The following is a 23,473-nucleotide window of genomic DNA, read 5'->3' as shown; positions in this document are numbered from 1 at the left end:
CGGCCGGGCCGCCCCGAAAGAGGCGCGCATTCTACGTGCCCGAAGATGACAGGTCGAACCCTGCCGTCGGCGTCCTCTACCTGAGGAGCCGGCCGTACCCGTTTGAAAGTCAGGCGCGGGAGGACAGCCCGGCGCGCAACAGGTAAGGTCGCTGCATGAAAAGCACAGCCCCCGCTTCCCGGATCATCCGCCTGCCCTACCACGCCCCCTGGGACTGGCAGCAGTTCCACGACCACTTCGCCCTGCGCAGCCTGGCGGGCGTCGAATGCCTGTCCCCGCGGCGCTACGCCCGCAGCTTGCGGCTGGGCGCGGATAGCGGCTGGTTCAGCGTGGAGCCCGTGGATGACTGCGCTGAACTCGAACTTCAGCTGCACCTGCCTGCCACTCACGCCGAAGCGCTGACGGCACGGGTGCGCAAGATGTTCGACCTCGACAGTGACCCCGCCCATGTCGCCCGACACCTGAGCAACGACGCCGTCCTCGGCCCGCTCCTGCTGCAAGCCCCCGGGCTGCGCCTGCCCACCGCATTCGACCCGTTCGAACAGGCCGTGCGCGCCATCGTCGGCCAGCAGGTCACGGTGAAAGCCGCGGTGACCATAGTCGGGCGGTTGGTGCAGCGCCTGGGCGAGCCCTTGCCGGGAGGCGCAGAAGTCGAAGGCCAGCCAAGCCGCCTGTTCCCGACGCCCGAGGCCCTGGCCGAAGCCGACCTCGCCGGCATCGGCATGCCCGGCAAGCGCGTGGAAACCCTGCAACGCTTCTCCGCCGCCTGTGCCAGCGGTGCACTGGCACTGCACGTGGACGACGGCGCCGAAGACCTGGTGAAGCGGCTCTGCGCCCTCCCCGGCATCGGCCCCTGGACCGCGGAATACGTCGCCCTGCGCGCCTTCGGTGATCCGGACGCCTTCCCCGCCGCCGACCTGGGCCTGCTCAAGTCGCCGGTCTGGGGCCCCACCGGCATCACCGCCCGCGAACTGCAACGCCGCGCCGAAGCCTGGCGGCCCTGGCGCGCCTACGCCGCTGTCTATCTGTGGCACGCCTACTCCCAGGCCGGCCGCACCGGAGGATGACCATGCGCTACCGCTATCACGACAGCCCCACCGGCCGTCTGCTGCTGGCCGGCGACGAAGGCGGCCTGCGAATGCTCTACATGGATTTGGAAGTGCGGCATTACCCGCAGCCGGAATGGCAACAGGGCAGCCCGCTGCTGGATGACGTGGCGCGACAGCTGGACGAATACTTCGCCGGCAAGCGCCAGCGCTTCGATGTGCGCCTGAACACCGGCGGCACCGAGTTCCAGCGCCAGGTCTGGCAGGCATTGCTGGATATCCCCTACGGCTTCACCACCGTCTATGCCGAACTGGCGCGCCGCATCGGTCGGCCCACGGCAATCCGCGCGGTGGGCGCGGCCAATGGCGCCAACCCCATCAGCATCATCGTCCCTTGCCACCGGGTGATCGGCAGCAACGGCAGCCTCACCGGCTACGCCGGCGGCCTGCCGCGCAAGGAACTGCTGCTGCGCCTGGAAGGTGCGCTGGAAAGGGCATAGCCGTTCGCCCTAGAAAAAGTCGAAGGCAGTCTGCGCGGCCTGGGGGTCCTCGTAGCCTTCCAGGGCCAGCATGCGCATTTTCGAGGTGCTGCCGCCCGGTGCGGAGAATCCGCCGGTTTTGCCGCCGCTGGCGAGCACGCGGTGGCAGGGAATGATCAGCGGGATCGGATTGCTGCCCATCGCCTGCCCCACCGCGCGGGACAAGCCGATATCGCCCAGGCGCCGGGCGATCTCGCCGTAGGTCGTGGTTTCGCCGCGTCCCAGCTGGAGAATGTCGTCGTAGACGCGGCGGTGGAAATCGCTCACTGCGGACAGGTCCAGCGGCAGACTGTCGAAGGACACCGCCTCTCCCCGCGCATACCCCAGGATCAGCTGGCGCGCCTCGTCGATGAACGACGGCCAGTGGGCGGTTTCGCTGCCGAGCAGGTCGAAACGCTCGCGCAGGCTGTGCACCGGGTCGCCCGGCAGATAGGCACGCGTGATTCCCTGCGGGCTCCAGGCGAGCCCGAACCAGCCGAGGTCTGTTTCGATCAGGCAGTAATGCATCAGGCGAGTCTCCATCCCGGCGCCTTATCCCGCAACCTTTTCCGCCTTCAGCACGACTTCGCACCAGCGCCGCAGCTCGGCACCAATGGCGCTGGCCGGGTCGTCCTGACGCTCGAAGGCCCACCACAGCTGCGCGCCCTGCCATTGGCTGGCCATCAGGCGACCGAGGATCGGCTGACGCTGCGGATCATCGCTCAAGCGCCGCCCCAACGCCCCGGCCAGCGCGGCGCCCCACTGCGCACCACGCTCGCGAAGCAGCGGGTCGCGCATGTCCTCGCGCAGGATCAGCAAGCCCTCCGCGTAATCGGTCTCTCCCTCGCCCACCGGGAACATTGCCACCAGCATCTGCACCGCGCCTTCCGGGCTCAGCTCGGCGCTCGCATCGAGCTGCGCGGTCTGCTCATCCAGCCGGTCCCAGGCGCGCAACAGTACGGCACGGAGGAACTCGGCCTTGGTGGCATGGCGCTGCACCAGCGTCGCAGCGGATAGCCCTACTTCACGGCCCACCGCGGCAAAAGTCACCGCATCAGGCCCTTCACGCACCATCAGCGCCATGGCGGCGTCGAGTAGCGCTTCGTCACTCACCGTCTTGGTTCGAGCCATGCATTCCTCTTTTATAAATGAACATTCATTTATATATTGGCGCAAAGCTTACCCAAGGAGACTCAGCATGGCCAGGATTCTCGGCTACATCGCCACCAGCCTCGACGGCTTCATCGCCACCCCGGATCACCGGCTGGACTGGCTGTTCAAGCATGACCCACTGCAGCTGGGCGAACACGACTACGGCCTGTTCCTGCAACGCATTCGCACCGTTGTCATGGGGCGTGCGACCTACGACTTCCTGGCCGCCGATCCCAGCCCCTGGCCCTATGGCGAGCAGCGCGTACTGGTGGTGACCTCCCGCCCCATCGACTATCCGAAGGGACCGCTGGAAATTCGCAGCGATATCGACGCGCTGGTCGCGGAACTGCGTGCGCTGACGGACGGCGATGTCTGGATGCTCGGCGGCGGCCAGTTGCAGATGGCCTTCCTGGAGCGCCGGGCGCTGGATGAGCTGGAGATCTACGTGATGCCGGAGATCATCGGCGGCGGCTTTGCGCTGTTCCCCGCCACCGGCCTGCGGGTGTCGCCGACGCTGCTGTCGGCCAAGATCATCGAGCCAGGCTGCGTGCGGATGCATTATCGGTTCGACTGATGGAGCTCCAGAGCAACGCGGTTCGCGAGCAGGCTCGCTCGTACAGGACGCCTACCCTTCGGAAGACGCGGAACATCGAGCCGAAGCAGCGCATCCCAAGCAAGGAAGCCAGGGTATGCGCCGGCCCTTCCGGCGGATCGCGGGGCGGGCCGGCTCCTGCAGGGAGCGGTACGGCAACTAGACCCTCACATTCCCCCGCGGCCCCGCCACCGCCCAGATGATCAGCCCCAGCACCGGCAGGATGACGATCACCAGGATCCAGAGGATCTTCATCGACATCTCGGCGTTGCTTTTCACCACGTTGATGATTGCCCAGATATCCAGGGCAAAGATGATCAGGCTGATCAGGCCACTCAGGGTCGAACCCATATGAAAGATCCCTCTATGAGAATGTTCGCCTGGTCAGCATAGCCGCCCGCGCCGCAGCGGCACAGGCGAACACCCTCACGGCGGAATCAGACCCGCGCCGGGTCGATCACCGCGAAGCTGGCCACGGTGTCATGGCCTTCCAGCACGCCGCCCTCGCGGGCCAGGCCGATGGTTTGCAGGCCGGCCTGCTGCGCGGCGTCCAGTTCCTGCACCACGTCGGAAAGGAAGAGGATTTCCTCGCCCGGCAAGCCCACGGTGGCAGCGATACGCTGGTAGGACCCGGCCTCGCGCTTGGGTCCGCTGGTGGTATCGAAGTAACCGGAGAACAGCGGCGACAGGTCGCCCGCCTCGGAGCAGCCGAAGATCAGCTTCTGCGCCTGGATCGAGCCCGAGGAATAGACGTACAGCTGGTAACCCTCGGCGTGCCAGTGGCGCAGCGCATCGACGGCGTCCGGGTAGACGTGGCCCTTGAGCTGGCCGGCGCGGTAGCCCTGCTCCCAGACCATGCCCTGCAGCGCCTTGAGCGGCGTCGCCTTGCGGTCTTCGGCGATCCAGCCGAGGAGAATCTCGATGCAGCGTTCGGTGTCGGCATTCGCCTCGCCGCTGTCGGCGCGCACGGCAGCCAGTTGCTCGGCTACGGCTGGCTCGGCGGCGTGCTCGCGCACGTAGTCCGGCAGGTGCGCGGCGGCATAGGGGAAGAGCACGTCGAAGACGAAGCTCACCGCGCTGGTGGTGCCTTCGATGTCGGTGAGGATGGCTTTGATGGGCATGGGGACTCCAGGGAACTGACCGGCTCGTGCATGAGCCTCTCTCCCCCGCCTCTCCCTGAAGGAAGAGAGCCGCATATGCCGGCTGAAACCGGGGTGCCAGCCGGCACCGACCAGTCCCCTCTCCCGTCAGGGAGAGGGTCAGGGAGAGGGAGACTCAGGTAATGACCGTGGGTGAGCGCAAACACGGTCACGCTTGGTTTTCAGTCTTCCAGCAGCGGAAACCGCTTGGCGATCTCGTCGCCGGTGAACTTCGCGACCCAGCCCTCGGCATTGTTGAACAGGCGGATGGCAACGAAGTGCGGGCGCTCGCCCATGTCGAACCAGTGGCGAGTGCCGGCGGGCACCGAGATCAGGTCGTTCTTCTCGCACTGCACGGCGTAGACGTGATCCTCGATATGCAGGGTGAACAGTCCGCGGCCGGCGACGAAGAAGCGCACTTCGTCCTCGCCGTGGCGGTGCTCGTCGAGGAACTTCGCGCGCAGCTCGTCCTTTTGCGGATGGTCGGCGATGAGGCTGACCACATCGACGGTGACGTAGCCCTCCTCTTCCTGCAAACGGCGAATCTCGTGCTGGTAGGCGGCGATCACTTCTTCCTGGCTGGCGCCGGGGACGATGGGGGCGTTGGCCGCCCAGCGCTGGAAGCGCACGCCCAGCTCGCCGAGGGTGGAGGCGATGTCCTCGGCGTGGGTCAGCAGCTTCAGTGGCTGCTCGGGATTGGATTCGTGGTAGACGGTCAGGATGCTCATGGTCGTTGTCCTTCTGGGCTTTTTTCTCAAAAGCGGGCCGGATTCGCTCAGCGCGTGCCGCCGCGAAGGCTCAGTACTTTCAGTTCGCATTCGAAGAGGAATTCGAAGGCTTCGATCTGGCGCAGGGCATCGGCCATGCGCGGGCCCCAAGTGTACAGGCCGTGGCCTCGGATCAGGTAACCGGGGCAGTCCGGATGCGCATCGAGCCAGGGCTGCACCTTGGCGGCCAGGCGGGCGATGTCCTGGTCGTTGTCGAAGATCGGCACGGTGACGCGGCCTTCATGGGTGGTGACGCCGCTGAAGGCCTTCTGCAGTTCGTAGTCTTCCAGCTCCAGGCGGTCGCCGGCGGTCAGGCGCGACAGCACGGTGGCGTTGACCGAATGGGTGTGCAGCACCGCGCCGATCTCCGGTCGCCAGGCATAAAGCTGGGTGTGCAACAGCGTTTCCGCCGAGGGCTTCTTGCCCGGCTCCAGGCTGTTGCCGGCCAGGTCGGTTTCCAGCACATCGTCCTCGCCGAGCTGCCCCTTGTGCTTGCCCGAAACGGTGAGCAAAGCGCGATCGGCGGCCAGGCGCACCGAGTAGTTGCTGCTGGTGGCCGGCGACCAGCCGCGGCCATAGAGGAAGCGGCCGGCGTCGATGATCTGCCGGGTCAGCTGTTCACGGGTGTCGTTCATGCGGGTCCTCGTTCAGACGGGTCCAGATGATGAAGGCGGCGGCCAGCGCGGCGACGCTGGCGATGGCGAAAGTCCAGGTCGGGCCAAGGCTACCCCAGCTGTAGCCGGAGTAAAGCGCACCCAGCGCACCGCCGGTCCCCGCCAGCGCGGCATAGAGCGCCTGGCCCTGGCCCTGCTGGCGCGCCTGGAAGCTGCGCTGGACGAAATGGATGGCGGCGGCGTGGAAGCTGCCGAACGTAGCAGCGTGCAGGAGCTGGGCAAACAGCAGTACCGGCAGGTGCGCGGCCAGCGTTCCCAGCAGCAGCCAGCGCAAGGCAGCCAGCAGGAAGCTCGCCGCCAGCACCTGACGCAGGGTGAAGCGCTTGAGCAGGCGCGGCATGACCAGGAACAGCAGCACCTCGGCTACCACGCCCAGCGCCCAGAGCTGGCCGATCAAACCACGGGCATAGCCGAGCGCTTCCAGATGCAAGGTCAGGAAGGTGTAGTACGGGCCATGGGACAACTGCATCAGGCACACGCAGAAGTAAAACGCGAGTACGCCGGGCTTGACCAGTTGCTGGAGAAAGCCTCCGGCGCTGGCCTCGTCCTGCCGCGCTGGCGGCTGGGCGTTCGGCACCCACCAGCTGGCGCCGACAATACCGAGCATGATCGCCAGCAGCGCCAGCGGGTAAGCGTCCAGGCTGGCGAACTCGAACAGCCAGCCCAGGCCGACCACGGTGCAGATAAAGCCGATGGAGCCCCACAGGCGTACCCGGCTGTAGGTTTCCGTGCGGCCCTTGAGGTGCGCGAGCGTGATCACTTCGAACTGCGGCAGCACCGCGTGCCAGAAGAACGCGTGCCCGGCCATGATCAGCGCCAGCCAGGCGTAGCTGTGGCCGAGGAAGATGCCGGCGAAGCACAACGCCGTGCATACCGCGCCAAAGCGCACGATGGCCAGCCGCTGGCCGCTGCGGTCGCCCAGCCAGCCCCACAGGTTGGGCGCCACGCAGCGCATCAGCATGGGGATGGCGACCAGCTCGCCGATCCGCGCGCTGGAGAAACCCAGGTGATGGAAATACAGCGCGAGGAACGGCGCCGTCCCACCCAGCAGGCAGAAGTAGAAGAAGTAGAAACTGGACAGCCGCCAGTATGGGACCTGCGTCATCGGCGGCGAACCGAACCCTCCGCGAACCGCTTGGCTCGCGGAAGGTCCAGGTTGGTCAGAGCTGGCCGAGGACCGGCGTGCCGACGCTCACGTCGGCATTCTGTGCGCGGTGGCGCAGCAGGTGGTCGAGCAGCACGATGGCCATCATCGCCTCGGCGATGGGGGTCGCGCGGATGCCCACGCACGGATCGTGGCGGCCCTTGGTGATCACGTCCACCGGGTTGCCGTTCACGTCGATGGAGCGGCCAGGGGTGGTGATGCTGGAGGTCGGCTTGAGCGCCAGGTGGGCGATGATCGGCTGGCCGGAGGAAATGCCGCCGAGGATGCCGCCGGCATTGTTCGACAGGAAGCCTTCCGGGGTCAGCTCGTCGCGGTGCTCGGTACCGCGCTGGGCGACGCTGGCGAAGCCGGCGCCGATTTCCACGCCCTTCACCGCGTTGATGCTCATCAGCGCATGGGCCAGTTCGGCGTCCAGGCGGTCGAAGATCGGCTCGCCCAGGCCCGGCGGTACGCCTTCGGCGACCACGGTGATCTTCGCGCCGACCGAATCCTGGTCACGGCGCAGCTGGTCCATGTAGGCCTCCAGCTCCGGCACCTTGTCCGGGTCGGGGCTGAAGAAGGCGTTGTCTTCGACGCTGTCCCAGGTCTTGAAGGGAATTTCGATCGGGCCGAGCTGGCTCATGTAGCCGCGCACCGTGATGCCCATGCCTGCCAGCACCTTCTTGGCGATGGCGCCGGCGGCCACGCGCATGGCGGTCTCGCGGGCCGAGGAGCGGCCGCCGCCACGGTAGTCGCGGATGCCGTACTTGTGGTGGTAGGTGTAATCGGCGTGGGCCGGGCGGAACAGGTCCTTGATCGCCGAATAGTCCTTGGACTTCTGGTCGGTGTTGCGGATCAGCAGGCCGATCGGAGTGCCGGTGGTCCTGCCCTCGAACACACCGGAGAGGATTTCCACCTCGTCGGCTTCCTGGCGCTGGGTGGTGTGGCGGCTGGTGCCGGGCTTGCGGCGATCCAGGTCACGCTGCAGGTCTTCCAGGGAAATCTCCAGGCCGGGCGGGCAGCCGTCGACGATGGCGACCAGCGCCGGGCCGTGGCTTTCGCCAGCGGTGGTGACGGTGAACAGCTTGCCGTAGGTGTTGCCGGACATGCGAGGCTCCGCGAAAAGACTTGGTTTGCAAAAGGCCGAGCAGTATACCTGCGTCAATCCGCCCTGCGAACCTTCGCCGCCCGCGAGGATCAAAGCGCCATCAGCCCCATCGCGAAGTCCTCGATGCGCCGTATCGCCCTGCTCTGCCTTATTTCTGTTGCCTGGTTTGCCCAGGCCGCGCCCACCAGCATCCTGCAACGCCCCTATGACCTGGACACGGGCCACGGCGTTCTGCGCGGCACCCTGCTGCTGCCGCAGGCCCCGGCTTCCCAGCCACAGAACCCGCCGCCCGTGGCCCTGCTGATCGCCGGCTCCGGCCCCACCGACCGCGACGGCAACAACCCCGAGGGCGGACAGAACGCCTATCTGCGCAAGCTGGCCGAGGCGCTGGCGGAGAACGGCATCGCCAGCGTGCGCTACGACAAGCGCGGTGTAGCCCGCAGCCTGCCGGCGGCGCCGCGCGAGGAAGAACTCAGCGTCGAGGCCTACGTCAGCGACGTGGTGGCCTGGAGCGACAAACTCGCCCACGACCCGCGCTTCGGCCGGCAGATTCTCATCGGCCACAGCGAGGGCGCGCTGATCGCCAGCCTGGCTGCACCGAAAACCCACGCCGAGGCGCTGGTTTCCCTCGCCGGCAGCGCCCGCCCCATCGGCGTCGTGCTGCGCGAACAGTTGCAGGGCCGACTGCCTCCGCCGCTACTGGCCCAGGCCGACCAATTGATCGACGAACTGCAGGCGGGGCGGTTGCAGCCCCGCGTGCCGGAACCGCTGAAGGTGCTGTTCCGCCCCAGCGTGCAGCCCTACCTGATCTCGCTGTTCCGCCAGGACCCGGCCCGAGCATTCGCCATGCTCAAGCTGCCCACCCTGATCCTGCAGGGCACCAACGACATCCAGGTCGGCATCGAGGATGCCCAGGCGCTCAAGCGCGCCAAGCCCGACAGCGACTTTCACCTGATCTCGGGAATGAACCACATCCTGCGCATCGTTCCGACCAGCGGCCCGCTGCAACTCGCCTCCTACAACAACCCCAACCTGCCGCTGGCCCGCGAGCTGGTGAAGCACGTCACGACTTTCATCCGGCAGGTGCAGACCTTGCCTGGTGGCACGCTTGCGTCATCTGGAGCGATCGTCTCAAGAAATCCGCCGGTGCGTCGATAAACCACGGGAGAGCCCTGGCCACGCCCGCCAGGCCCCGAGGTAGCCCCCATGACCGAAGCCGAACAGACCGCCGTCGCCGCCGACGAGGCCGCCGCCCGCCCGCACCCCTGGGCGGAGCTTGCGCCGGAACACTATCGCCTGCTGCGCCTGGCGCCATTGCCCACCGACCGTACCACCGGTGCCCGGCCACTGCGTTTCGTCCAACTCGGCCGGGTGGAACGCCACAACGCCGAGCAGAGCCTGCTGCGCCTGACCATCCAGGTGCCCGGCCAGGTGCTGCGCAAGGAAGTGAACCTGCTGGAGGTCTGGGCGGACCACCGCAACAAGGAAGTGCGCTTTGGCGCCGATTCAGGCTTTGCCACCGAACCGCTGAACCGTGGCCTCGGGCGCTTCCTGCTGGCCCAGGGCGTGGCGTGGGCGAAAAGGAAGTGGTCGCACTACCGCGTCGAGGGCGGCGCGCTGGCGATGAAGGACGTGCCCAACGAAGAGGCCCGGCAGCGCCGCGACCACTTCCTGCGCGCCCAGGGCTTCGACGTCATCTACGAGGATTCGCGGCTGCTGAAGGCGCGCTACAGCGTTGGCCGGGTCAGCGAGTTGTATGACGACTGGCACAAGGACAAGGTGCAGATACTCCCGCTGCTGGAAGCCGGCGCCATGCTCGAACAGGCCGACCAGAACCTCGCCATCCAGTCCAACGAGATCCGCCGGCTGGAGCAACGCATCGAAACCTTCCGCCGTGACGACACCAGTCTGCGCTTCACCATCGCCTGCCTGACGGTGTTCGCGGTGTTCCAGGCCGGGCTGCTGATCTGGATCGCCACGCACTGAGACGCGGCGGGTAGACGATTGCGCCGTTTCTGGATATCGGAGCGGCCGTCGAACAATCGCGGACAGAGTCCGCTCCTACCCAAAGCCCACCTTCGCGTAGGGGCGGACTCCGTCCGCGATCGGCTTCAGGCTTTCACACGGGACTTGAACAGCTCCTGATGCTCCCGGCACTGCTGCGCCGAAAGCAGGAACACGCCGTGGCCGCCGTATTCGAAGTCGAGCCAGGTGAAGTCCACTTCCGGATAGAGCGCCGCCACATGCACCTGGCTGTTGCCCACCTCCACCACCAAAGTGCCGCGCTCGGTCAGGTGATCCGCGGCTTCGGCCAGCATCCGCCGCACCAGGTCCAGGCCGTCATTGCCGCAGGCCAGGCCCAGTTCGGGCTCGTGGTGGTACTCGGCGGGCATGTCGGCGAAGTCTTCGGCGTCGACATAAGGCGGGTTCGACACGATCAGGTCGAAACGCTGGCCCGGCAGGCCGGCAAAGCCGTCGCCCTGAACGGTGTAGACGCGCTCGCCCAGTTCGTGGCGCTCGATATTGATGTTGGCCACTTCCAGCGCATCGAACGACAGGTCGCCCAGCACCACCTCGGACTCCGGGAAGGCGCTGGCGCAGGCGATGCCGATGCAGCCCGAACCGGTGCACAGGTCGAGGATTCGCGCAGGATCGGCCGCCAGCCAGGGCTCGAAGCGGCGCTCGATCAGCTCGGCAATGGGCGAGCGCGGCACCAGCACGCGCTCGTCCACCACGAAGGGCATGCCGCAGAACCAGGCTTCGCCCAGCAGGTAGGCAGTGGGCACGCGCTCCTCGATACGCCGGCGCAGCAAGTGCATCAGGTACTCGCGCTCCTCGTCCTCGAGGCGGCAGTCCAGGTAGGCATCGGCCATTTCCCACGGCAGGTGCAGCGCGCCCAGCACCAGCTGGCGGGCTTCGTCCCAGGCGTTGTCGGTACCGTGGCCGAAGAACAGTTCCTCGGCGTGGAAGCGGCTGACAGCCCAGCGGATGTGGTCACGCAGGGTCAGCAAACGGGATTGGGTCACGGCAGCAGTCCTCGCAGCTCGCAAAAAGGGGCGCATTCTAGCGGAACGCGGGGGCTCTGGGGCGCCTCCGGGCAGTTCCTGAGAAGAATGCCAATACCACTTTGGCGCGAGTTCGCAAAGATTCACAGCGGACGCGTTACGGCCCACAATGAGTGAACATGCATTTACAGGAGTCCAGACATGTCCCATCCGCTCAGCATGCTGCAGATCAGTGGGCGCGGATATCCGCCGGCCACCCTGCGCCAGAGCACTCTGTTGATCATCGACGCCCAGGAGGAGTACCGCAGCGGCGTGCTCGCGCTGCCTGACCTGGACGCCGCTGTGGCGCAGATTCGCCTGCTGCTGGAGACGGCCCGGAACATGGGCACTCCCATCGTCCACGTGCACCACCTGGGCGTGGTCGGCGGCCTGCTCGACCCGCAGGGCCCGCGCGGCCGCTTCCTGCCCGAGCTGGCCCCGCTGCCGGGCGAGGCGGTGGTGGACAAGCGCCTGCCCAACGCCTTCGCCGGCACCGACCTGCATGACCGCCTGCAGGCCAGCGGCCGCCTGGACCTGATCGTCTGCGGGTTCATGACCCACTCAAGCATCAGCACCACGGTGCGTGCCGCCAAGGACTACGGCTACCGCTGCACCCTGGTGGACGCGGCCTGTGCCACCCGCGACATTCCCACTCCCGAAGGTGGCGTGCTTGCCGCCCGCGACCTGCACCGCGCGGAAATCGCCGCCCTGGGCGACAACTTCGCCGCCGTGGTCGCGCAGGCCCAGGCGCTGGTCTGACGCCACTCGTCCCGACGGGCGGCAACGACAAGCGCCCGGGGTTAGGCTCAGCTTAGGCGCGCAAGCCCGCGAACCCGTTCACCCCGCGGGTTCGCCGCGCTTCCCGACCCTGGGGTTGGAACCCCACCCATCCCCACCGGTCATAGCCTCGTTCAACAGATGAGGAAGTCGGGATGAAGATGACCGAGAAGTTCGACCCACCCAGCCTGCGCCCGAAACGTCCGGGCCGCTGGCGCTGGCGCTTCGCCGCCGCGATTGCCGCGGTGATCGCCACTTTCGGCATCCTGTCCAGCATGGCCGGCGTCGCCGCCCTGCTCCGCCGCCAGCCCGCCGTGGGCGTGCTGCACATCGAACCGGGCGCCGGCGCCGTGCTGCTGGTGATCGGCCTGCTCTGCCTGTGGCTGGGCATCACCTTCTGGCGCGCTGCCCGCCGCCGTGCCCGTGGCCGCGACGGCCTGAGCCTGTCGCCGCGACTGATGAAGCGCCGCAACTGATGTGTTGGGCGAATTTCCGTAGGACCTGCACGATCCGTTAGACTGCGCGGCTCTTCGAGGAGGTGCGCATGCAAGACGACGACTTTTCCCAATTCGCCCGCGAGATGCGCGGCGTCAAGCGCATCACCGTGGACCAGGCCGACACCGGCAAACCCAAGGCCGACCGCAAGCAGCTCAAGGAGCTGCGGCAGAACGCGACCGTGCGCACCGAGAACATCCGGGTGGATGGCCTGTCCGACCAGTTCGTCATCGACGTCGGCCCGGAAGACGAACTCTACTGGGCCCGCGACGGCGTCCAGGAAGGCCAGATGCGCAAGCTGAAGGCCGGCCAGATCCCCTTCGAGGGCAGCCTCGACCTGCACGACATGAAGATCGAGACCGCCCGCGAAACCCTCTGGGACTTCATCGCCGAAGCCACTCGCTTCGAAATCCGCTGCGTGCGCGTCACTCACGGCAAGGCCGCGCGCGTCGACGGCCGCAGCCCGATGGTGAAAAGCCACGTGAACACCTGGCTGCGCCAGCATCCGCAGGTGCTGGGCTTCGCCTCCTGCCTGCCGCGCCACGGCGGCACCGGGGCGATCTACGTGATGTTGCGGCGCACCATGCTCGAAGGCCGTGACGAGTAATCAGGCCGGAAAACGCGCGCCGTAGCTTTCGCGCTGCACCTTCAGGCCGTTCACCAAGAACGATACCGAGTGGTAGAAACCCACCACCATCAGGCATTCGATCAACTGCTCGGCGCTGAAATGCCCGCTCAGCCGCAACCACAGCTCGTCATCCACACTCGAGCTGTCGTGCAGGCTATCCGCCAGCGCCAGCAGAGCCAGCTGCGCAGGACGCCACAGCTCGGCGTCGGGTTTCGCGCTGCAGGTGTCGACCAGTTGTTCGTCACTGAAGCCGGTCTTGCCGGTATAGAACGCCACGTGCACGCCCCACTCGTATTCCGCGCCGCAGCGCGCGGTGGTGCGCAGGATCAGCAACTCGCGGTCCTCCAGGGCTATGCTGCCGCGGTCCAGCAAGCCGCCGGCGAAGAAGCGCTGCAGCACCCGCGGGTTGTGCGCCATCGTCCGGAACAGCTTCAGCGGCTCCACGCCCGGCGGCATGATCCGCGTGAATGCGGCCTGCATGTCTTCGGGAAACGGCGGTTGCAACGGTTCGATACGCGACTGTGTCATGATGCGCCTCCGGCTGCTATCAATTAAGTAGCATTCAAGCTAGACCGCTACTGAAAAAGTAGCAAGGAGAATCGATGGCGCTTCCCCTCCCCGGCAACCCCGTACGCGGCTCCGACAGCGGTCGGCCGATCATGGCGCTGCTCGACCTGCTCGGCCGCCGCTGGAGCCTGCGCGTGCTCTGGGAACTGCACCAGGGGCCGGCGAGTTTCCGCGAGCTGCAGGCGCGCTGCGAAGGCCTCTCGCCCTCGGTGCTCAACACCCGCCTGGGCGAGTTGCGCGAGGCGCAGCTGGTGGAAAACGGCGCGGACGGCTACCAGCTTTCCGAGCAGGGCCGGGAGCTGGCGCTGCACTGCCTGCCGCTGGCGCAATGGGCCGAGGGCTGGGCGCAACGCCTGGCGACAAACCACCCGCCATAACGCGCCAACCGGCAGCGGGCGCTTGCCAGAGGGGGCCGCGCGCCCTACCCTGCGCCACGGTTTTTATTTTTGTCATTGCCACAGGTAGATCATGTCCCTGGAACAAAACTACTCCGCGATCCTCAGCCAGCTCGGTGAGGACGTCACCCGCGAAGGTCTGGTCGACACGCCCAAGCGTGCCGCCAAGGCCATGCAGTACCTTTGCCGCGGCTACCAGCAGACGCTGGAGGAGATCGTCAACGGCGCCCTGTTCAGCTCCGACAACAGCGAAATGGTGCTGGTCAAGGACATCGAGCTCTACTCGCTGTGCGAACACCACCTGCTGCCGTTCATTGGCAAGGCGCACGTCGCCTACATCCCCAATGGCAAGGTACTGGGCCTGTCCAAGGTCGCGCGCATCGTCGACATGTACGCCCGCCGCCTGCAGATCCAGGAGAACATGTCCCGGCAGATCGCCGAGGCCGTGCAGCAGGTCACCGGCGCGCTGGGCGTGGCCGTGGTGATCGAGGCCAAGCACATGTGCATGATGATGCGCGGCGTGGAGAAGCAGAACTCCTCCATGGTCACCTCGGTGATGCTCGGCGAGTTCCGCGAGAACGCCGCCACCCGCAGCGAGTTCCTCAGCCTGATCCGCTGATCGCGAACCGCCGCCATGAAAAAACCGGCCAGTGGGCCGGTTTTTTGTGCCTGCTAGCGGGAGGTCAGCGGGTGTAGTAACCCACCGCGACCAGATAGTGCCCAGCCTTGCGCAGGAAAGCGTGCTTGTTCTCCACCTTGCTGGTCACCGGGTTACGCCACTGGTACTCGAACTCCGCTTCGCCCTTGGCCTTCACCAGCTCCAGCATGGCGTGGCCGATGGGGTTGCCGCCCGGGTCCTTGAGCGAGTCGAAATCGGTGCCGACCATGCGCGTGTTGAAGCCGTGGGCGACAAACTTCGAAGTATCCAGGTCGACCACGAAGACATAGAGGTCATCCTCGATGAACGCCTTGTCCCGCGCGGTGATCTGCTTGAAGGTGCCTTCCGGGTCGGCCTCCACGGCCTTCACCGCCTTGTCCAGCATGGCGGCGGCCTGTTGCGCCGAGGCACGCGGAATGTAGTAGCCCACCGCGAGGAAGCGCTCACCGACGCGCTGGTAATAGACGTGCTTGCGCTCGACCTTGCCGTCTGCCCAGTTCTTCCAGCGGTAGTCCGCCTGCTGCACCTTGCCGGTTTCCGGCGATTTCAATGCCTTGGCGAATTGCGCCTGGAGCGAGGGATCGAGCGTCGAGGAAACGTCCCGGTCGATCAGCACCACCGACGGCCCGCCACTGGCCAGCATGGTGCCGTTGCTGTCCACCACGAAGACGTAGAGGTCGCCATCGACGAACTCGCCCTGGCGGCTGAACGCGGCAAAGGCCTTGTCGCCTTGCTGCTTGTAGGCGGCCACCGCCTTGGATAGCAGCGCCTTGGCGCGCTGGTCGTCGGAGGTCGACGAGGCGGCCGGCTGGGCGGCGAACAGTGAAAAGGACGACAGCAAGGAAAGCAGCAGCAGTGACTTCAACAACGTCTTCATGCGCGAATACCCCCGTGGCATTGCTTTTAGTTGTGCAAGGAGCATAGCCAGCCGGGGGCGATTCGCGCTGGCATTCACTGCCCAAACAGGGGGCGATTCAGCCGAAGAATCGCTTCATCGAGCGCGATAGCCAGCCGCCATGGCTCTGGTCGCGTGTGAGTTCGTGCATGGTGGCCTTTACGGCCTCGACGTAGTTGGCGTCGTCATTGCGGATATGGTTGAACAGCCAACGGCCGAGCAGGCCCTTGAGCTCCTCGGCGACGTCCTCGCCGGCATCGAAGCGCGTGCGGTAGTCGGAAACGCGCTTGATGAAGAGTTCATGGACCTTCTTGTGCGCCCGGGTGAACTGGTAGCCGGAGTCCTCCAGCAGGGTCTCCTCGAAGGCGAAGTGCGAGATGGTGTAGTCGACCAGTTCCTCGATCACGCCGCCGAGCATGGCCCGGTCGTGATGGGCCTGGGCCTCGTGCAGCTGGTTGATCATTTCGACGATGCGCTTGTGCTGTGCGTCGATCACTCCGATCCCGGTATCGAGATCCGCCTGCCAGACCAGATAGGCCATCTTTCCCTCCCCACGCCGGACGACGACACTGCCTGCCGCTCGCGCCCGGCCACATCGGTACATCCCGCATGGCAGCGCGCCCAGATTAGGGATGGCGACAAAACGCCGCCATGATGCTGGTCAACCCCAAAGCCACGAAATCCGCGGTTTAGAGCGGTTCTTTCGGATTTATCTGATGGCATTTTGCCGGCTTTCGCTGCGCACAAAGCGAATCCTTGCGTAGAGCAACTGTCTTCTTCTGAAATTCCGTGCCCACGTTGTCCCTCTCCCCAACCCTGGCTGCGCGCCCCGCTCCGAAGGGAGAGGGAGCCGTCCGTGCCGGCTGATGGCGTGGTTTCATCCTGCTCCGAACGGTCCCCTCTCCCGCTTGCGGGAGAGGGCTAGGGAGAGGGGCTCTCGTAGGAGCGGACTCTGTCCGCGATGGGCAGCCGGCCGGCTCGGAGCGACGGGAATACGATCACGGACGGAGTCCGCTCCTACGCCCCCGTGGCATTGGGGCGACACAATGAAAAACGCCGCTTCCAGGGAAGCGGCGTCTTCAAGGGCGGAGTACGGCGATCAGTCCTGCATCCCCACATGCCGTGGGTGGTCCGCCACCCGCGCCAGCCAGGCGTTGATCGCCGGGAAGGTCGACAGGTCGAAGCCGCCCTGGTGGGCCACATGGGTGTAGGCGTACAGGGTGATATCGGCGATGGAATACTGGTCGCCCACCAGATAGGGCGTCTGCTCCAGCTGCCTCTCCATCACCTTCAGCGCCTTGTAGCCGCCCTTGTGGCAGCGCGTGTACTCCTCGCGGCGCTCCTCGGGCAGGCCGAGGTAGAACTCGATGTAGCGCGCCACCGCCACGTAGGGCTCATGGCTGTACTGCTCGAAGAACTGCCACTGCAGCACCTGGGTGCGCAGGCGCGGCTCGCTGGGCAGCAGCTCGCTGCCATCGGCGAGGAAGTTGAGGATGGCATTGGATTCCCACAGGCAGGTGCCGTCCTCAAGCTGCAGTACCGGCACCTTGCCGTTGGGGTTCATCGCCAGGAACTCGGCGGTCTGCGTCTCGCCCTTGAGGATGTCGATCTCGCGCCACTGGTAAGGCAGGCCGAGCAGGTGCAGGGCCAGCTTGACCTTGTAGCAGTTGCCGGACAGTTGATCGCCGTAGACGGTGTACATGCTCATCTCCTCACTGGGCCTGGGCGTCGCGGATTACCGCGGCCAGGCGGCGCAGACCTTCGCCGGCACGTTCCGGCGCCACGTGGCTGAAGTTAAGCCGCAAATAGCCGGGATTGGCGTCAGGTTGCGTAAAGAAAGGCTCGCCGGGCATGAAGGCCACGTTCTGCGACAGCGCCTTATCCAGCAAGGTACGAGTGTCCAGCGGCTGCTTGAGCCTGAGCCAGAAAAACAATCCGCCCTGGGGCACGTTCCATTCGGCCAATTCGCCAAAATGCTCTTCAAGTTGCTTCTGCATGGCATCGCGGCGTATGCGGTAGAAATCGCGCAGCTCGGCCAGGTGGCCACGGTAAGCCTCGGTGCCGAACCACTGCAGCGCCTGCCACTGGCCGACGCGGTTGGTGTGCAGATCAGCAGATTGCTTCAGACGCAGCAGATACGGGAACAGGTCCGGCGTGGCGATCAGGAAACCGACGCGCAGGCCTGGCAGCAGCGTCTTGGAAACGGTGCCGGTGTAGATCCAGCTGGCGCGCTTCAGGCGGCTGACCAGCGGGGTGGCGGCGCCGTCGTCGAACACCAGTTCGCGGTAGGGCTCGTCCTCGATCAGGGTCACGCCGAACTCGTCCAGCAAGGCGGCGACCTCATCGCGGCGCTGTTCGCTGTAGCGCACACCGGACGGATTCTGGAAAGTCGGGATCAGGTAGGCGAAGGCCGGCTTGCTGGTCTCCAGGCGCTGGCGCAGCGCGGCGACGTCCGGGCCTTCGGCACCCAACGGCACGGTCAGGCAGTTCGCGCCGAACAGCTGGAAGGCCTGCAGCGCAGCGAGGTAAGTCGGCGCTTCGAGCAGCACCTCGGTGCCCGGGTCGATGAACAGCTTGCTCGCCAGGTCCAGCGTCTGCTGCGAGCCGCTGACGATCAGCACCTGGCTCGCCTCGCAGGGCACCCCCAGCGCCCGCGCTTCGGCAGCGATGGCTTCGCGCAGCGCCGGCTCCCCTTCGCTCATGCCGTACTGGCCCATGCTCGCCGGCATGTCATCCCAGTTCACCTTGGGCAGCATCGGCTCGGCGGGCAGCCCGCCAGCGAAGGACATCACCTCCGGGCGCTGCGCCGCAGCGAGGATTTCACGGATCAGAGAGCTTTTCAGTCGGGCGATGCGTTCGGAGAAGGCCATGGGGTCACCGGTAGCGGGAGCACGGAAGAATGAGTCAAACTGCTTGACCGAAGCTACGACGCCCGAGACGGATACGTCAATATGCCTGACCTAATAAAAAATGCCCTGCAACTCCAGGCCATGGAAGCCTTCTTCTTCAGCTATCGCGCCTTCACCGCGAAACCCGACGAGATGCTGGCGCGCCGCGGCCTGAGCCGCGTGCACCACCGCATCCTGTTCTTCATCGCGCGCAATCCGGGGCTCTCCGTCAGCCAGCTGCTGTCCGCCCTGGGGGTGACCAAGCAGGCACTGAACCTGCCGCTGCGCCAGTTGCTCGAGCGCGACCTGATCCGCAGTGAAGCCTGCGACAACGACAAGCGCCGGCGCCTGCTGGAGCTGACGACCGAGGGCGGCAAGCTGGAAAAGACCCTGCGCCAGGAACAGGGGCGCCTGCTGCAACGGGCCTTCGACGAGGCCGGAGAGGACGCCGTTCGCGGCTGGCTGGCGGTCAACCAGGCCATCGCCTGGTCACAGGACGAAGACTAGCGGGCGGCGCCTTCCAGCTCGCGCGCCGCCCGCAGGAACATCAGCGCCAGCGGCAGCAGGCTGGCCATCGCCAGGGCGGTCCCGGGCAGGAAAAGCAGGACGCTGAGCAGGCAAACGCCAGAGGCGACCTCCAGCCAGCCCATGACCTTTACCGACGGGTACGGCAACTCGATCTTCAGCAGGCGAACGCCGTACCACAGGGTGACGACGCCGGTGGGCACGAACAGCCCCATGAAGCCCATCAGCGCACCGTTGAATTCGCCGCTGAGCTGCTCGTCGAAAATCAGGCTGTAGACCTGCATCACCAACGCAGTGGCAATCGACAGCCCGACCGGCCAGGCCAGCCCGCGGGCGTTGAAGCGGTCCTCGAGAAAACTGCGGGTGCGCCACAGCAGGAAGCAGCCGAGCACCGTGCTGAGCACGCCAACCCAGAGTTCGTAGCGCTGCCAGGTGCTCGACTCGTGCAGCGCGGCGGCGAAGGACAGGACAAACAGCACCACATCGCACAGCAGCAGCGCCAGGCTCAGCCAGCCAAGCAGACGCAGATGGCCGGGATTCCAGCGCCCGGCGAGGAATGCCCCCGGAGCGCTCTGATCCACCAGCTCGACCTTGGGGGCGGCATAGGGATTCTGTTCCATGGTGGCGATCTTCCATCAGTGGTACGGCTTCCCCGCACCATACCGGCGCACTCCCGCGCACGCCACCACCGTTCGCACTGTACGGGCCACTCGGCCGCTGGCTGTTATGGGACAGCCCGAAGCCTGCGGGATTAGTCTGGCCCGACAACTAGACCGGTATACCGCCATGCCCCTCGAACTCCTCGGCGCCTTCGTGCTGTTCGCCTTCGTCACCTCCATCACCCCCGGCCCCAACAACATGATGCTGCTGGCTTCGGGCGTGAACTTCGGCATCCGCCGCACCGTCCCGCACATGCTCGGCATCAGCATCGGCTTCCTGCTGCTGGTGGTCGCCGTGGGCCTGGGCCTGCACCAGCTGTTCGAGCGCTTCCCGGCGACCTATACCGCACTGCGCTACGCCGGCGGCGCGTATCTGCTGTATCTGGCATGGAAGATCGCCCGCTCCGGCGCGCCCGAGGCGAAAGGCGAGCACAGTGCCAAGCCGATGACCTTCCTCCAGGCTGCTGCCTTCCAGTGGGTCAACCCCAAGGCCTGGGTGATGGCCGTGGGCGCCATCGCCACCTACCTGCCGGCCAACAGCTGGATCGGCAACGTGGTGCTGATCGCCACCCTGTTCGCCGTGGTCAACCTGCCCAGCGTCGGCGTCTGGACAGTGCTCGGCAGCCTGCTGCGGCGCTGGCTGGAGGACCCGCTGCGACTTCGCCTGTTCAACATCGGCATGGCTGCGCTGCTGGTCGCTTCGCTCTACCCTCTGTTCACCCGCACCTGATGGAAATTCGTGCATGACTGACTCCACACCTGCCTCCGCGCCCCTGCGCCCGCTGGCCGACTCCTCCCCCGCCGCCGTCGTCGCCGGGTTCGTCGCCATGCTCACCGGCTACACCAGCTCGCTGGTGCTGATGTTCCAGGCCGGCCAGGCGGCGGGGCTCAGCACCGCGCAGATTTCCTCATGGATCTGGGCGCTGTCCATCGGCATGGCCCTGACCACCATCGGCCTGACCCTGCGCTACCGCACCCCCATCGTCATCGCCTGGTCCACCCCCGGCGCCGCGCTGCTGATCAGCAGCCTGCCCGGCGTGCCTTATGGCGAGGCCATCGGCGCGTTCATCGTCTGCGCCGCGCTGATCACGGTCTGCGGCGTCACCGGCAGCTTCGACCGCCTGATGCGCCAGGTGCCCGGCTCGCTGGCCTCGGCCTTGCTGGCCGGCGTGCTGTTCCGCATCTGCATCGAGATCTGCAACGCCGCGCAGCAGCAAACGGCGCTGGTGGTGGCGATGTTCGTCAGTTACCTCGCCGCCAAGCGCCTGTCGCCGCGCTACGCCGTGTTCGCCGCCTTGCTGGTGGGCATCGCCCTGGCCGGCTTCCTCGGTCTGCTCAACTTCAGCCACTTCCAGCTGGAGATCGCCCGCCCGGTATGGACCACGCCGAGCTTCTCGCTGGCCGCCACCATCAGCATCGCCATCCCGCTGTTCATCGTCGCCATGGCCTCGCAGAACATGCCCGGCCTCGCCGTGCTGCGCGCCGACGGCTACCAGGTACCCGCCTCGCCGCTGATCTCCACCACCGGCATCGCCTCGCTGCTGCTGGCGCCGTTCGGCTCCCACGGCATCAACCTGGCAGCCATCAGCGCGGCCATCTGCACCGGGCCGGAAGCCCACGAGAACCCGCACAAGCGCTACACCGCCGCGCTCTGGTGCGGGCTGTTCTATGGCATCGCCGGCATCTTCGGCGCCACCCTGGCCGCACTGTTCGCCGCGCTGCCCAAGGCGCTGGTGCTGTCCATCGCCGCGCTGGCCCTGCTCGGCTCGATCACCAATGGCCTGACCAACGCCATGGCCGATGCCCGCCAGCGCGAAGCGGCGATGGTGACCTTCCTGGTCACCGCCTCGGGCTTCACCCTGTTCTCCGTCGGTTCGGCCTTCTGGGGACTGGTCGCAGGCCTGCTGACCCAGCTGGTGCTGAACTGGCGCCGCGCGCCGTAAGACCCTTCTGCTAGCATGCGGGCGTTTCCCGCCCACGGATCACCCCGCATGCTGCACACCCTGGCCGTCGCCAACTACCGCTCGATCAACTCGCTGGTGTTGCCCCTGGGCCGGCTGAACCTGATCACTGGCGCCAACGGCAGCGGCAAGTCCAACCTCTACCGCGCCCTGCGCCTGCTCGCCGAAACCGCCCAAGGCGGCGTGGTCAATGCACTGGCGCGCGAGGGCGGGCTGGAATCCACCTTCTGGGCCGGGCCGGAAAGCCATTCACGACGCATGCGCACGGGCGAAGTCGAGGTCCAGGGCGGCCCGCGCAACGAAGTGAAACGCCTGCGCCTGGGCTTTGCCGGTGAAGACTTCGGCTACGCCATTGCCCTCGGCCTGCCGCCACCGCCGGTAGTCAGCGCCTTCGGCCTGGACCCGGAGATCAAGCACGAAAGCATCTGGGCCGGCCCCTGGTATCGCCCCGCCTCGCAACTGGTGGAGCGCAACGGCCCGATGCTGCGCGCCCGCGAAGGCCGCAGCTGGCAGGTGCTGGAGCAGCACATCCCGACCTTCGACAGCCTGTTCACCCGGATCGGCAGTGGCTCCGACTGCCCCGAAGCGCTGCTGCTGCGCGAGCAGATTCGCGGCTGGCGCTTCTACGATCACTTCCGCACCGACGCCGACGCGCCTGCGCGTCAACCGCAACTGGGGACTCGCACCCCGGTGTTGCACCACGACGGCCGCGACCTCGCCGCCGCGTTGCAGACCATCCGCGAAATCGGCGACGCAGCCGCCCTGGAAACCGCCATCAGCGATGCCTTCCCCGGCGCCGAACTGCAGATCGACTGCCAGCCCGGCGGACGCTTCGCCGTGGCGCTGAAGCAATACGGCCTGCTACGCCCGCTGAGTGCCTCGGAGCTGTCCGACGGCACCCTGCGCTACCTGCTGCTGGTCGCCGCCCTGCTCACCCCGCGCCCGCCGTCGCTGATGGTGCTCAACGAACCGGAGACCAGCCTGCATCCGGACCTGCTGCCGGCGCTGGGACGCCTGATCATCGCCGCCTCGAAGCACACCCAGGTCTGGGTGGTGTCCCACGCCAGCCGGTTGATCGCCACGCTGGAGGAACACCCCGAGTGCAATTGCCTGCACCTGGACAAGGAACTGGGCCAGACGCGCATCCGCGACCAGGGCATGTTCGATGCGCCGGCCTGGCATTGGGCGGATTGATGAGAGGACGAATGGGCGATTCGGACCATCCGTAGGATGGTAGAGCTTGCAATACCCATGCTGCTCCTGCAGGGCCTCGATGGGTATCGCTGCGCTCCACGCCATCCTACGTGCTCTGCACTGGGCAGCATTGAGTCCATGTTCCAGAACGCCCTATCGGGGATTCGCAAGCAAGCTCGCTCCCGCCAGAACCGGAGAGATACCAGGGAGGAAGTCGGCGTCCCACCCGTCGCCACGGGAGCGAGCTTGCCTGCGAACCCGGTCGATCAGACCTTCAGCACCGCTCGCGAAGCGGTACCCATCAGGCGCTGCTGCAGGCGCCAGAGGAAGGCGGTTTCGTAGGCGACCTGATGGAAGTCACGCCCCTGGTCGAGTCGCCCCACATGCAGGGCCAGCCAGAGGTTGGATTTGTGTCGCTCGGCGAACCACTGCTCGACGCGAGCCACGCCGGCATCCGCGGCCGCCTGGCAATCCATCGGCCACTCCAGCACCAGTCCCGGCCAGCCATCGGCCTGGGGAACGTGGCAGAGATGGAATGCCGCTTCCTGTACTTTTTTGCTGCGCATTGAAAACTCCCTTTGCCGCGCACGGGCGCGACGTCGATCCCTGTTCAAAGGACCGCCGGGCGTCCCAATACGCCCGGCGGC

At 66.5% G+C, this 23,473-nt stretch carries 30 protein-coding genes; 14 read left to right on the top strand and 16 right to left on the bottom strand.

Going from position 1 to position 23,473, the window contains the following annotated elements; all coding sequences use genetic code 11:
* Positions 1-155: 155 nt before the first annotated feature.
* Both MJ122_RS09725 and MJ122_RS09720 read left to right on the top strand, forming a co-directional pair.
* Positions 156-1,067 (top strand): DNA-3-methyladenine glycosylase, encoded by a 912-nt coding sequence (locus tag MJ122_RS09725; RefSeq protein WP_088417521.1) that lies wholly within the window; start codon positions 156-158, stop codon positions 1,065-1,067.
* Between the two features lie 2 nt (positions 1,068-1,069).
* On the top strand, positions 1,070-1,546 hold the full coding sequence (locus MJ122_RS09720) for a methylated-DNA--[protein]-cysteine S-methyltransferase (protein WP_088417522.1): 477 nt from the start codon (positions 1,070-1,072) through the stop codon (positions 1,544-1,546).
* Between the two features lie 9 nt (positions 1,547-1,555).
* Here MJ122_RS09720 and MJ122_RS09715 read toward each other — a convergent pair whose 3' ends face one another.
* Positions 1,556-2,092 carry a methylated-DNA--[protein]-cysteine S-methyltransferase gene (locus MJ122_RS09715; RefSeq protein WP_239743989.1) on the bottom strand — a complete coding sequence of 179 codons (537 nt, stop codon included), beginning with the start codon at positions 2,090-2,092 and terminating at the stop codon, positions 1,556-1,558.
* Positions 2,093-2,116: 24 nt separating this feature from the next.
* A complete protein-coding gene (locus MJ122_RS09710; protein ID WP_088417524.1) occupies positions 2,117-2,695 on the bottom strand; it encodes a helix-turn-helix domain-containing protein in 579 nt (192 codons plus the stop codon).
* A gap of 67 nt (positions 2,696-2,762) precedes the next feature.
* On the opposite strand from MJ122_RS09710, the gene MJ122_RS09705 reads away from it, so the two are divergent.
* A complete protein-coding gene (locus MJ122_RS09705; protein ID WP_239743987.1) occupies positions 2,763-3,290 on the top strand; it encodes a dihydrofolate reductase family protein in 528 nt (175 codons plus the stop codon).
* A gap of 177 nt (positions 3,291-3,467) precedes the next feature.
* Here the strand turns inward: MJ122_RS09705 and MJ122_RS09700 are convergent, their stop codons facing one another.
* The 6 genes from MJ122_RS09700 to aroC all read right to left on the bottom strand — a co-directional run bounded on the left by MJ122_RS09700 (position 3,468) and on the right by aroC (position 8,140).
* Positions 3,468-3,659, bottom strand: a complete 192-nt coding sequence (locus MJ122_RS09700) for a PLD nuclease N-terminal domain-containing protein (RefSeq protein ID WP_088417526.1) — start codon at positions 3,657-3,659, stop codon at positions 3,468-3,470.
* An 86-nt stretch (positions 3,660-3,745) separates the two neighbouring features.
* Complete coding sequence (gene mtnC / locus MJ122_RS09695) at positions 3,746-4,429, bottom strand: acireductone synthase (protein WP_239743985.1); 684 nt, start codon at positions 4,427-4,429, stop codon at positions 3,746-3,748.
* A gap of 200 nt (positions 4,430-4,629) precedes the next feature.
* Complete coding sequence (locus MJ122_RS09690) at positions 4,630-5,175, bottom strand: acireductone dioxygenase (protein ID WP_239743983.1); 546 nt, start codon at positions 5,173-5,175, stop codon at positions 4,630-4,632.
* 47 nt (positions 5,176-5,222) lie between these two features.
* Positions 5,223-5,849, bottom strand: coding sequence for a methylthioribulose 1-phosphate dehydratase (locus MJ122_RS09685; protein ID WP_239743981.1), 627 nt, complete (start codon positions 5,847-5,849; stop codon positions 5,223-5,225).
* Positions 5,833-6,993: an MFS transporter gene (locus MJ122_RS09680; protein ID WP_239743980.1), complete on the bottom strand. Its 1,161-nt coding sequence runs from the start codon at positions 6,991-6,993 to the stop codon at positions 5,833-5,835. The genes MJ122_RS09685 and MJ122_RS09680 overlap by 17 nt, the downstream gene beginning before the upstream one ends.
* A 55-nt stretch (positions 6,994-7,048) precedes the next feature.
* Positions 7,049-8,140: a chorismate synthase gene (gene aroC / locus MJ122_RS09675; protein WP_239743978.1), complete on the bottom strand. Its 1,092-nt coding sequence runs from the start codon at positions 8,138-8,140 to the stop codon at positions 7,049-7,051.
* Between the two features lie 123 nt (positions 8,141-8,263).
* On the opposite strand from aroC, the gene MJ122_RS09670 reads away from it, so the two are divergent.
* Together MJ122_RS09670 and MJ122_RS09665 are read left to right on the top strand one after the other, a co-directional pair.
* Positions 8,264-9,298, top strand: a complete 1,035-nt coding sequence (locus MJ122_RS09670) for an alpha/beta fold hydrolase (protein ID WP_239743976.1) — start codon at positions 8,264-8,266, stop codon at positions 9,296-9,298.
* A gap of 48 nt (positions 9,299-9,346) precedes the next feature.
* Entirely contained in the window at positions 9,347-10,126 is a 780-nt protein-coding gene (locus MJ122_RS09665) for a hypothetical protein (RefSeq protein WP_088417533.1), read from the top strand.
* A 125-nt stretch (positions 10,127-10,251) separates the two neighbouring features.
* Here MJ122_RS09665 and prmB read toward each other — a convergent pair whose 3' ends face one another.
* A complete protein-coding gene (prmB, locus tag MJ122_RS09660) occupies positions 10,252-11,166 on the bottom strand; it encodes a 50S ribosomal protein L3 N(5)-glutamine methyltransferase (RefSeq protein ID WP_088417534.1) in 915 nt (304 codons plus the stop codon).
* A 180-nt stretch (positions 11,167-11,346) separates the two neighbouring features.
* Between prmB and MJ122_RS09655 the strand changes: the two genes are divergently transcribed.
* The 3 genes from MJ122_RS09655 (at position 11,347) to MJ122_RS09645 (ending at position 13,063) form a co-directional block, all read left to right on the top strand.
* A complete protein-coding gene (locus MJ122_RS09655; protein WP_088417535.1) occupies positions 11,347-11,943 on the top strand; it encodes a cysteine hydrolase family protein in 597 nt (198 codons plus the stop codon).
* A 173-nt stretch (positions 11,944-12,116) separates the two neighbouring features.
* Positions 12,117-12,437 (top strand): hypothetical protein, encoded by a 321-nt coding sequence (locus MJ122_RS09650; RefSeq protein ID WP_017517253.1) that lies wholly within the window; start codon positions 12,117-12,119, stop codon positions 12,435-12,437.
* A 68-nt stretch (positions 12,438-12,505) separates the two neighbouring features.
* Entirely contained in the window at positions 12,506-13,063 is a 558-nt protein-coding gene (locus MJ122_RS09645; protein ID WP_239743974.1) for a Smr/MutS family protein, read from the top strand.
* Here the strand turns inward: MJ122_RS09645 and MJ122_RS09640 are convergent, their stop codons facing one another.
* A complete protein-coding gene (locus MJ122_RS09640) occupies positions 13,064-13,612 on the bottom strand; it encodes a carboxymuconolactone decarboxylase family protein (protein ID WP_239743972.1) in 549 nt (182 codons plus the stop codon).
* A 74-nt stretch (positions 13,613-13,686) separates the two neighbouring features.
* Here MJ122_RS09640 and MJ122_RS09635 point away from each other — a divergent pair, with 74 nt between their 5' ends.
* Together MJ122_RS09635 and folE are read left to right on the top strand one after the other, a co-directional pair.
* Positions 13,687-14,028 (top strand): helix-turn-helix domain-containing protein, encoded by a 342-nt coding sequence (locus MJ122_RS09635; protein WP_239743970.1) that lies wholly within the window; start codon positions 13,687-13,689, stop codon positions 14,026-14,028.
* A 91-nt stretch (positions 14,029-14,119) separates the two neighbouring features.
* Entirely contained in the window at positions 14,120-14,665 is a 546-nt protein-coding gene (folE, locus tag MJ122_RS09630) for a GTP cyclohydrolase I FolE (protein WP_024765420.1), read from the top strand.
* Positions 14,666-14,729: 64 nt separating this feature from the next.
* On the opposite strand, the gene MJ122_RS09625 is transcribed toward folE, so the two are convergent.
* The 4 genes from MJ122_RS09625 to MJ122_RS09610 all read right to left on the bottom strand — a co-directional run bounded on the left by MJ122_RS09625 (position 14,730) and on the right by MJ122_RS09610 (position 18,469).
* Positions 14,730-15,581, bottom strand: a complete 852-nt coding sequence (locus MJ122_RS09625; RefSeq protein WP_037006004.1) for a cache domain-containing protein — start codon at positions 15,579-15,581, stop codon at positions 14,730-14,732.
* A gap of 97 nt (positions 15,582-15,678) precedes the next feature.
* A complete protein-coding gene (locus tag MJ122_RS09620) occupies positions 15,679-16,140 on the bottom strand; it encodes a bacteriohemerythrin (protein WP_017517247.1) in 462 nt (153 codons plus the stop codon).
* 558 nt (positions 16,141-16,698) lie between these two features.
* On the bottom strand, positions 16,699-17,301 hold the full coding sequence (locus MJ122_RS09615) for a glutathione S-transferase family protein (RefSeq protein WP_239743968.1): 603 nt from the start codon (positions 17,299-17,301) through the stop codon (positions 16,699-16,701).
* A gap of 10 nt (positions 17,302-17,311) precedes the next feature.
* The gene (locus MJ122_RS09610; RefSeq protein WP_239743967.1) at positions 17,312-18,469 is read right to left on the bottom strand and encodes a PLP-dependent aminotransferase family protein; all 1,158 of its coding nucleotides are present in this window, start codon (positions 18,467-18,469) and stop codon (positions 17,312-17,314) included.
* Between the two features lie 81 nt (positions 18,470-18,550).
* On the opposite strand from MJ122_RS09610, the gene MJ122_RS09605 reads away from it, so the two are divergent.
* Positions 18,551-18,994: a MarR family transcriptional regulator gene (locus tag MJ122_RS09605; RefSeq protein ID WP_239743965.1), complete on the top strand. Its 444-nt coding sequence runs from the start codon at positions 18,551-18,553 to the stop codon at positions 18,992-18,994.
* Here the strand turns inward: MJ122_RS09605 and MJ122_RS09600 are convergent.
* Complete coding sequence (locus MJ122_RS09600) at positions 18,991-19,632, bottom strand: hypothetical protein (RefSeq protein WP_239743963.1); 642 nt, start codon at positions 19,630-19,632, stop codon at positions 18,991-18,993. The genes MJ122_RS09605 and MJ122_RS09600 overlap by 4 nt on opposite strands.
* A gap of 166 nt (positions 19,633-19,798) precedes the next feature.
* On the opposite strand from MJ122_RS09600, the gene MJ122_RS09595 reads away from it, so the two are divergent.
* From MJ122_RS09595 to MJ122_RS09585, 3 genes are read left to right on the top strand one after another with little or no spacing between them, the layout of a single operon-like run.
* Positions 19,799-20,401 carry a LysE family translocator gene (locus tag MJ122_RS09595; protein ID WP_088417542.1) on the top strand — a complete coding sequence of 201 codons (603 nt, stop codon included), beginning with the start codon at positions 19,799-19,801 and terminating at the stop codon, positions 20,399-20,401.
* A gap of 13 nt (positions 20,402-20,414) precedes the next feature.
* On the top strand, positions 20,415-21,614 hold the full coding sequence (locus MJ122_RS09590) for a benzoate/H(+) symporter BenE family transporter (RefSeq protein ID WP_239743961.1): 1,200 nt from the start codon (positions 20,415-20,417) through the stop codon (positions 21,612-21,614).
* Positions 21,615-21,662: 48 nt separating this feature from the next.
* Positions 21,663-22,826, top strand: a complete 1,164-nt coding sequence (locus MJ122_RS09585) for an AAA family ATPase (protein WP_239743959.1) — start codon at positions 21,663-21,665, stop codon at positions 22,824-22,826.
* Between the two features lie 266 nt (positions 22,827-23,092).
* On the opposite strand, the gene MJ122_RS09580 is transcribed toward MJ122_RS09585, so the two are convergent.
* A complete protein-coding gene (locus MJ122_RS09580; RefSeq protein WP_239743958.1) occupies positions 23,093-23,392 on the bottom strand; it encodes a LasR-specific antiactivator QslA in 300 nt (99 codons plus the stop codon).
* Positions 23,393-23,473 lie beyond the last annotated feature (81 nt).

Origin of the sequence: Pseudomonas sp. DP-17, from assembly GCF_022380625.1 — a bacterium.
Lineage (GTDB): Bacteria > Pseudomonadota > Gammaproteobacteria > Pseudomonadales > Pseudomonadaceae > Pseudomonas > Pseudomonas nitroreducens_A.
Note: the sequence above shows the minus strand (reverse complement) of the source record. Positions and strands in the feature narration are given on the sequence as shown.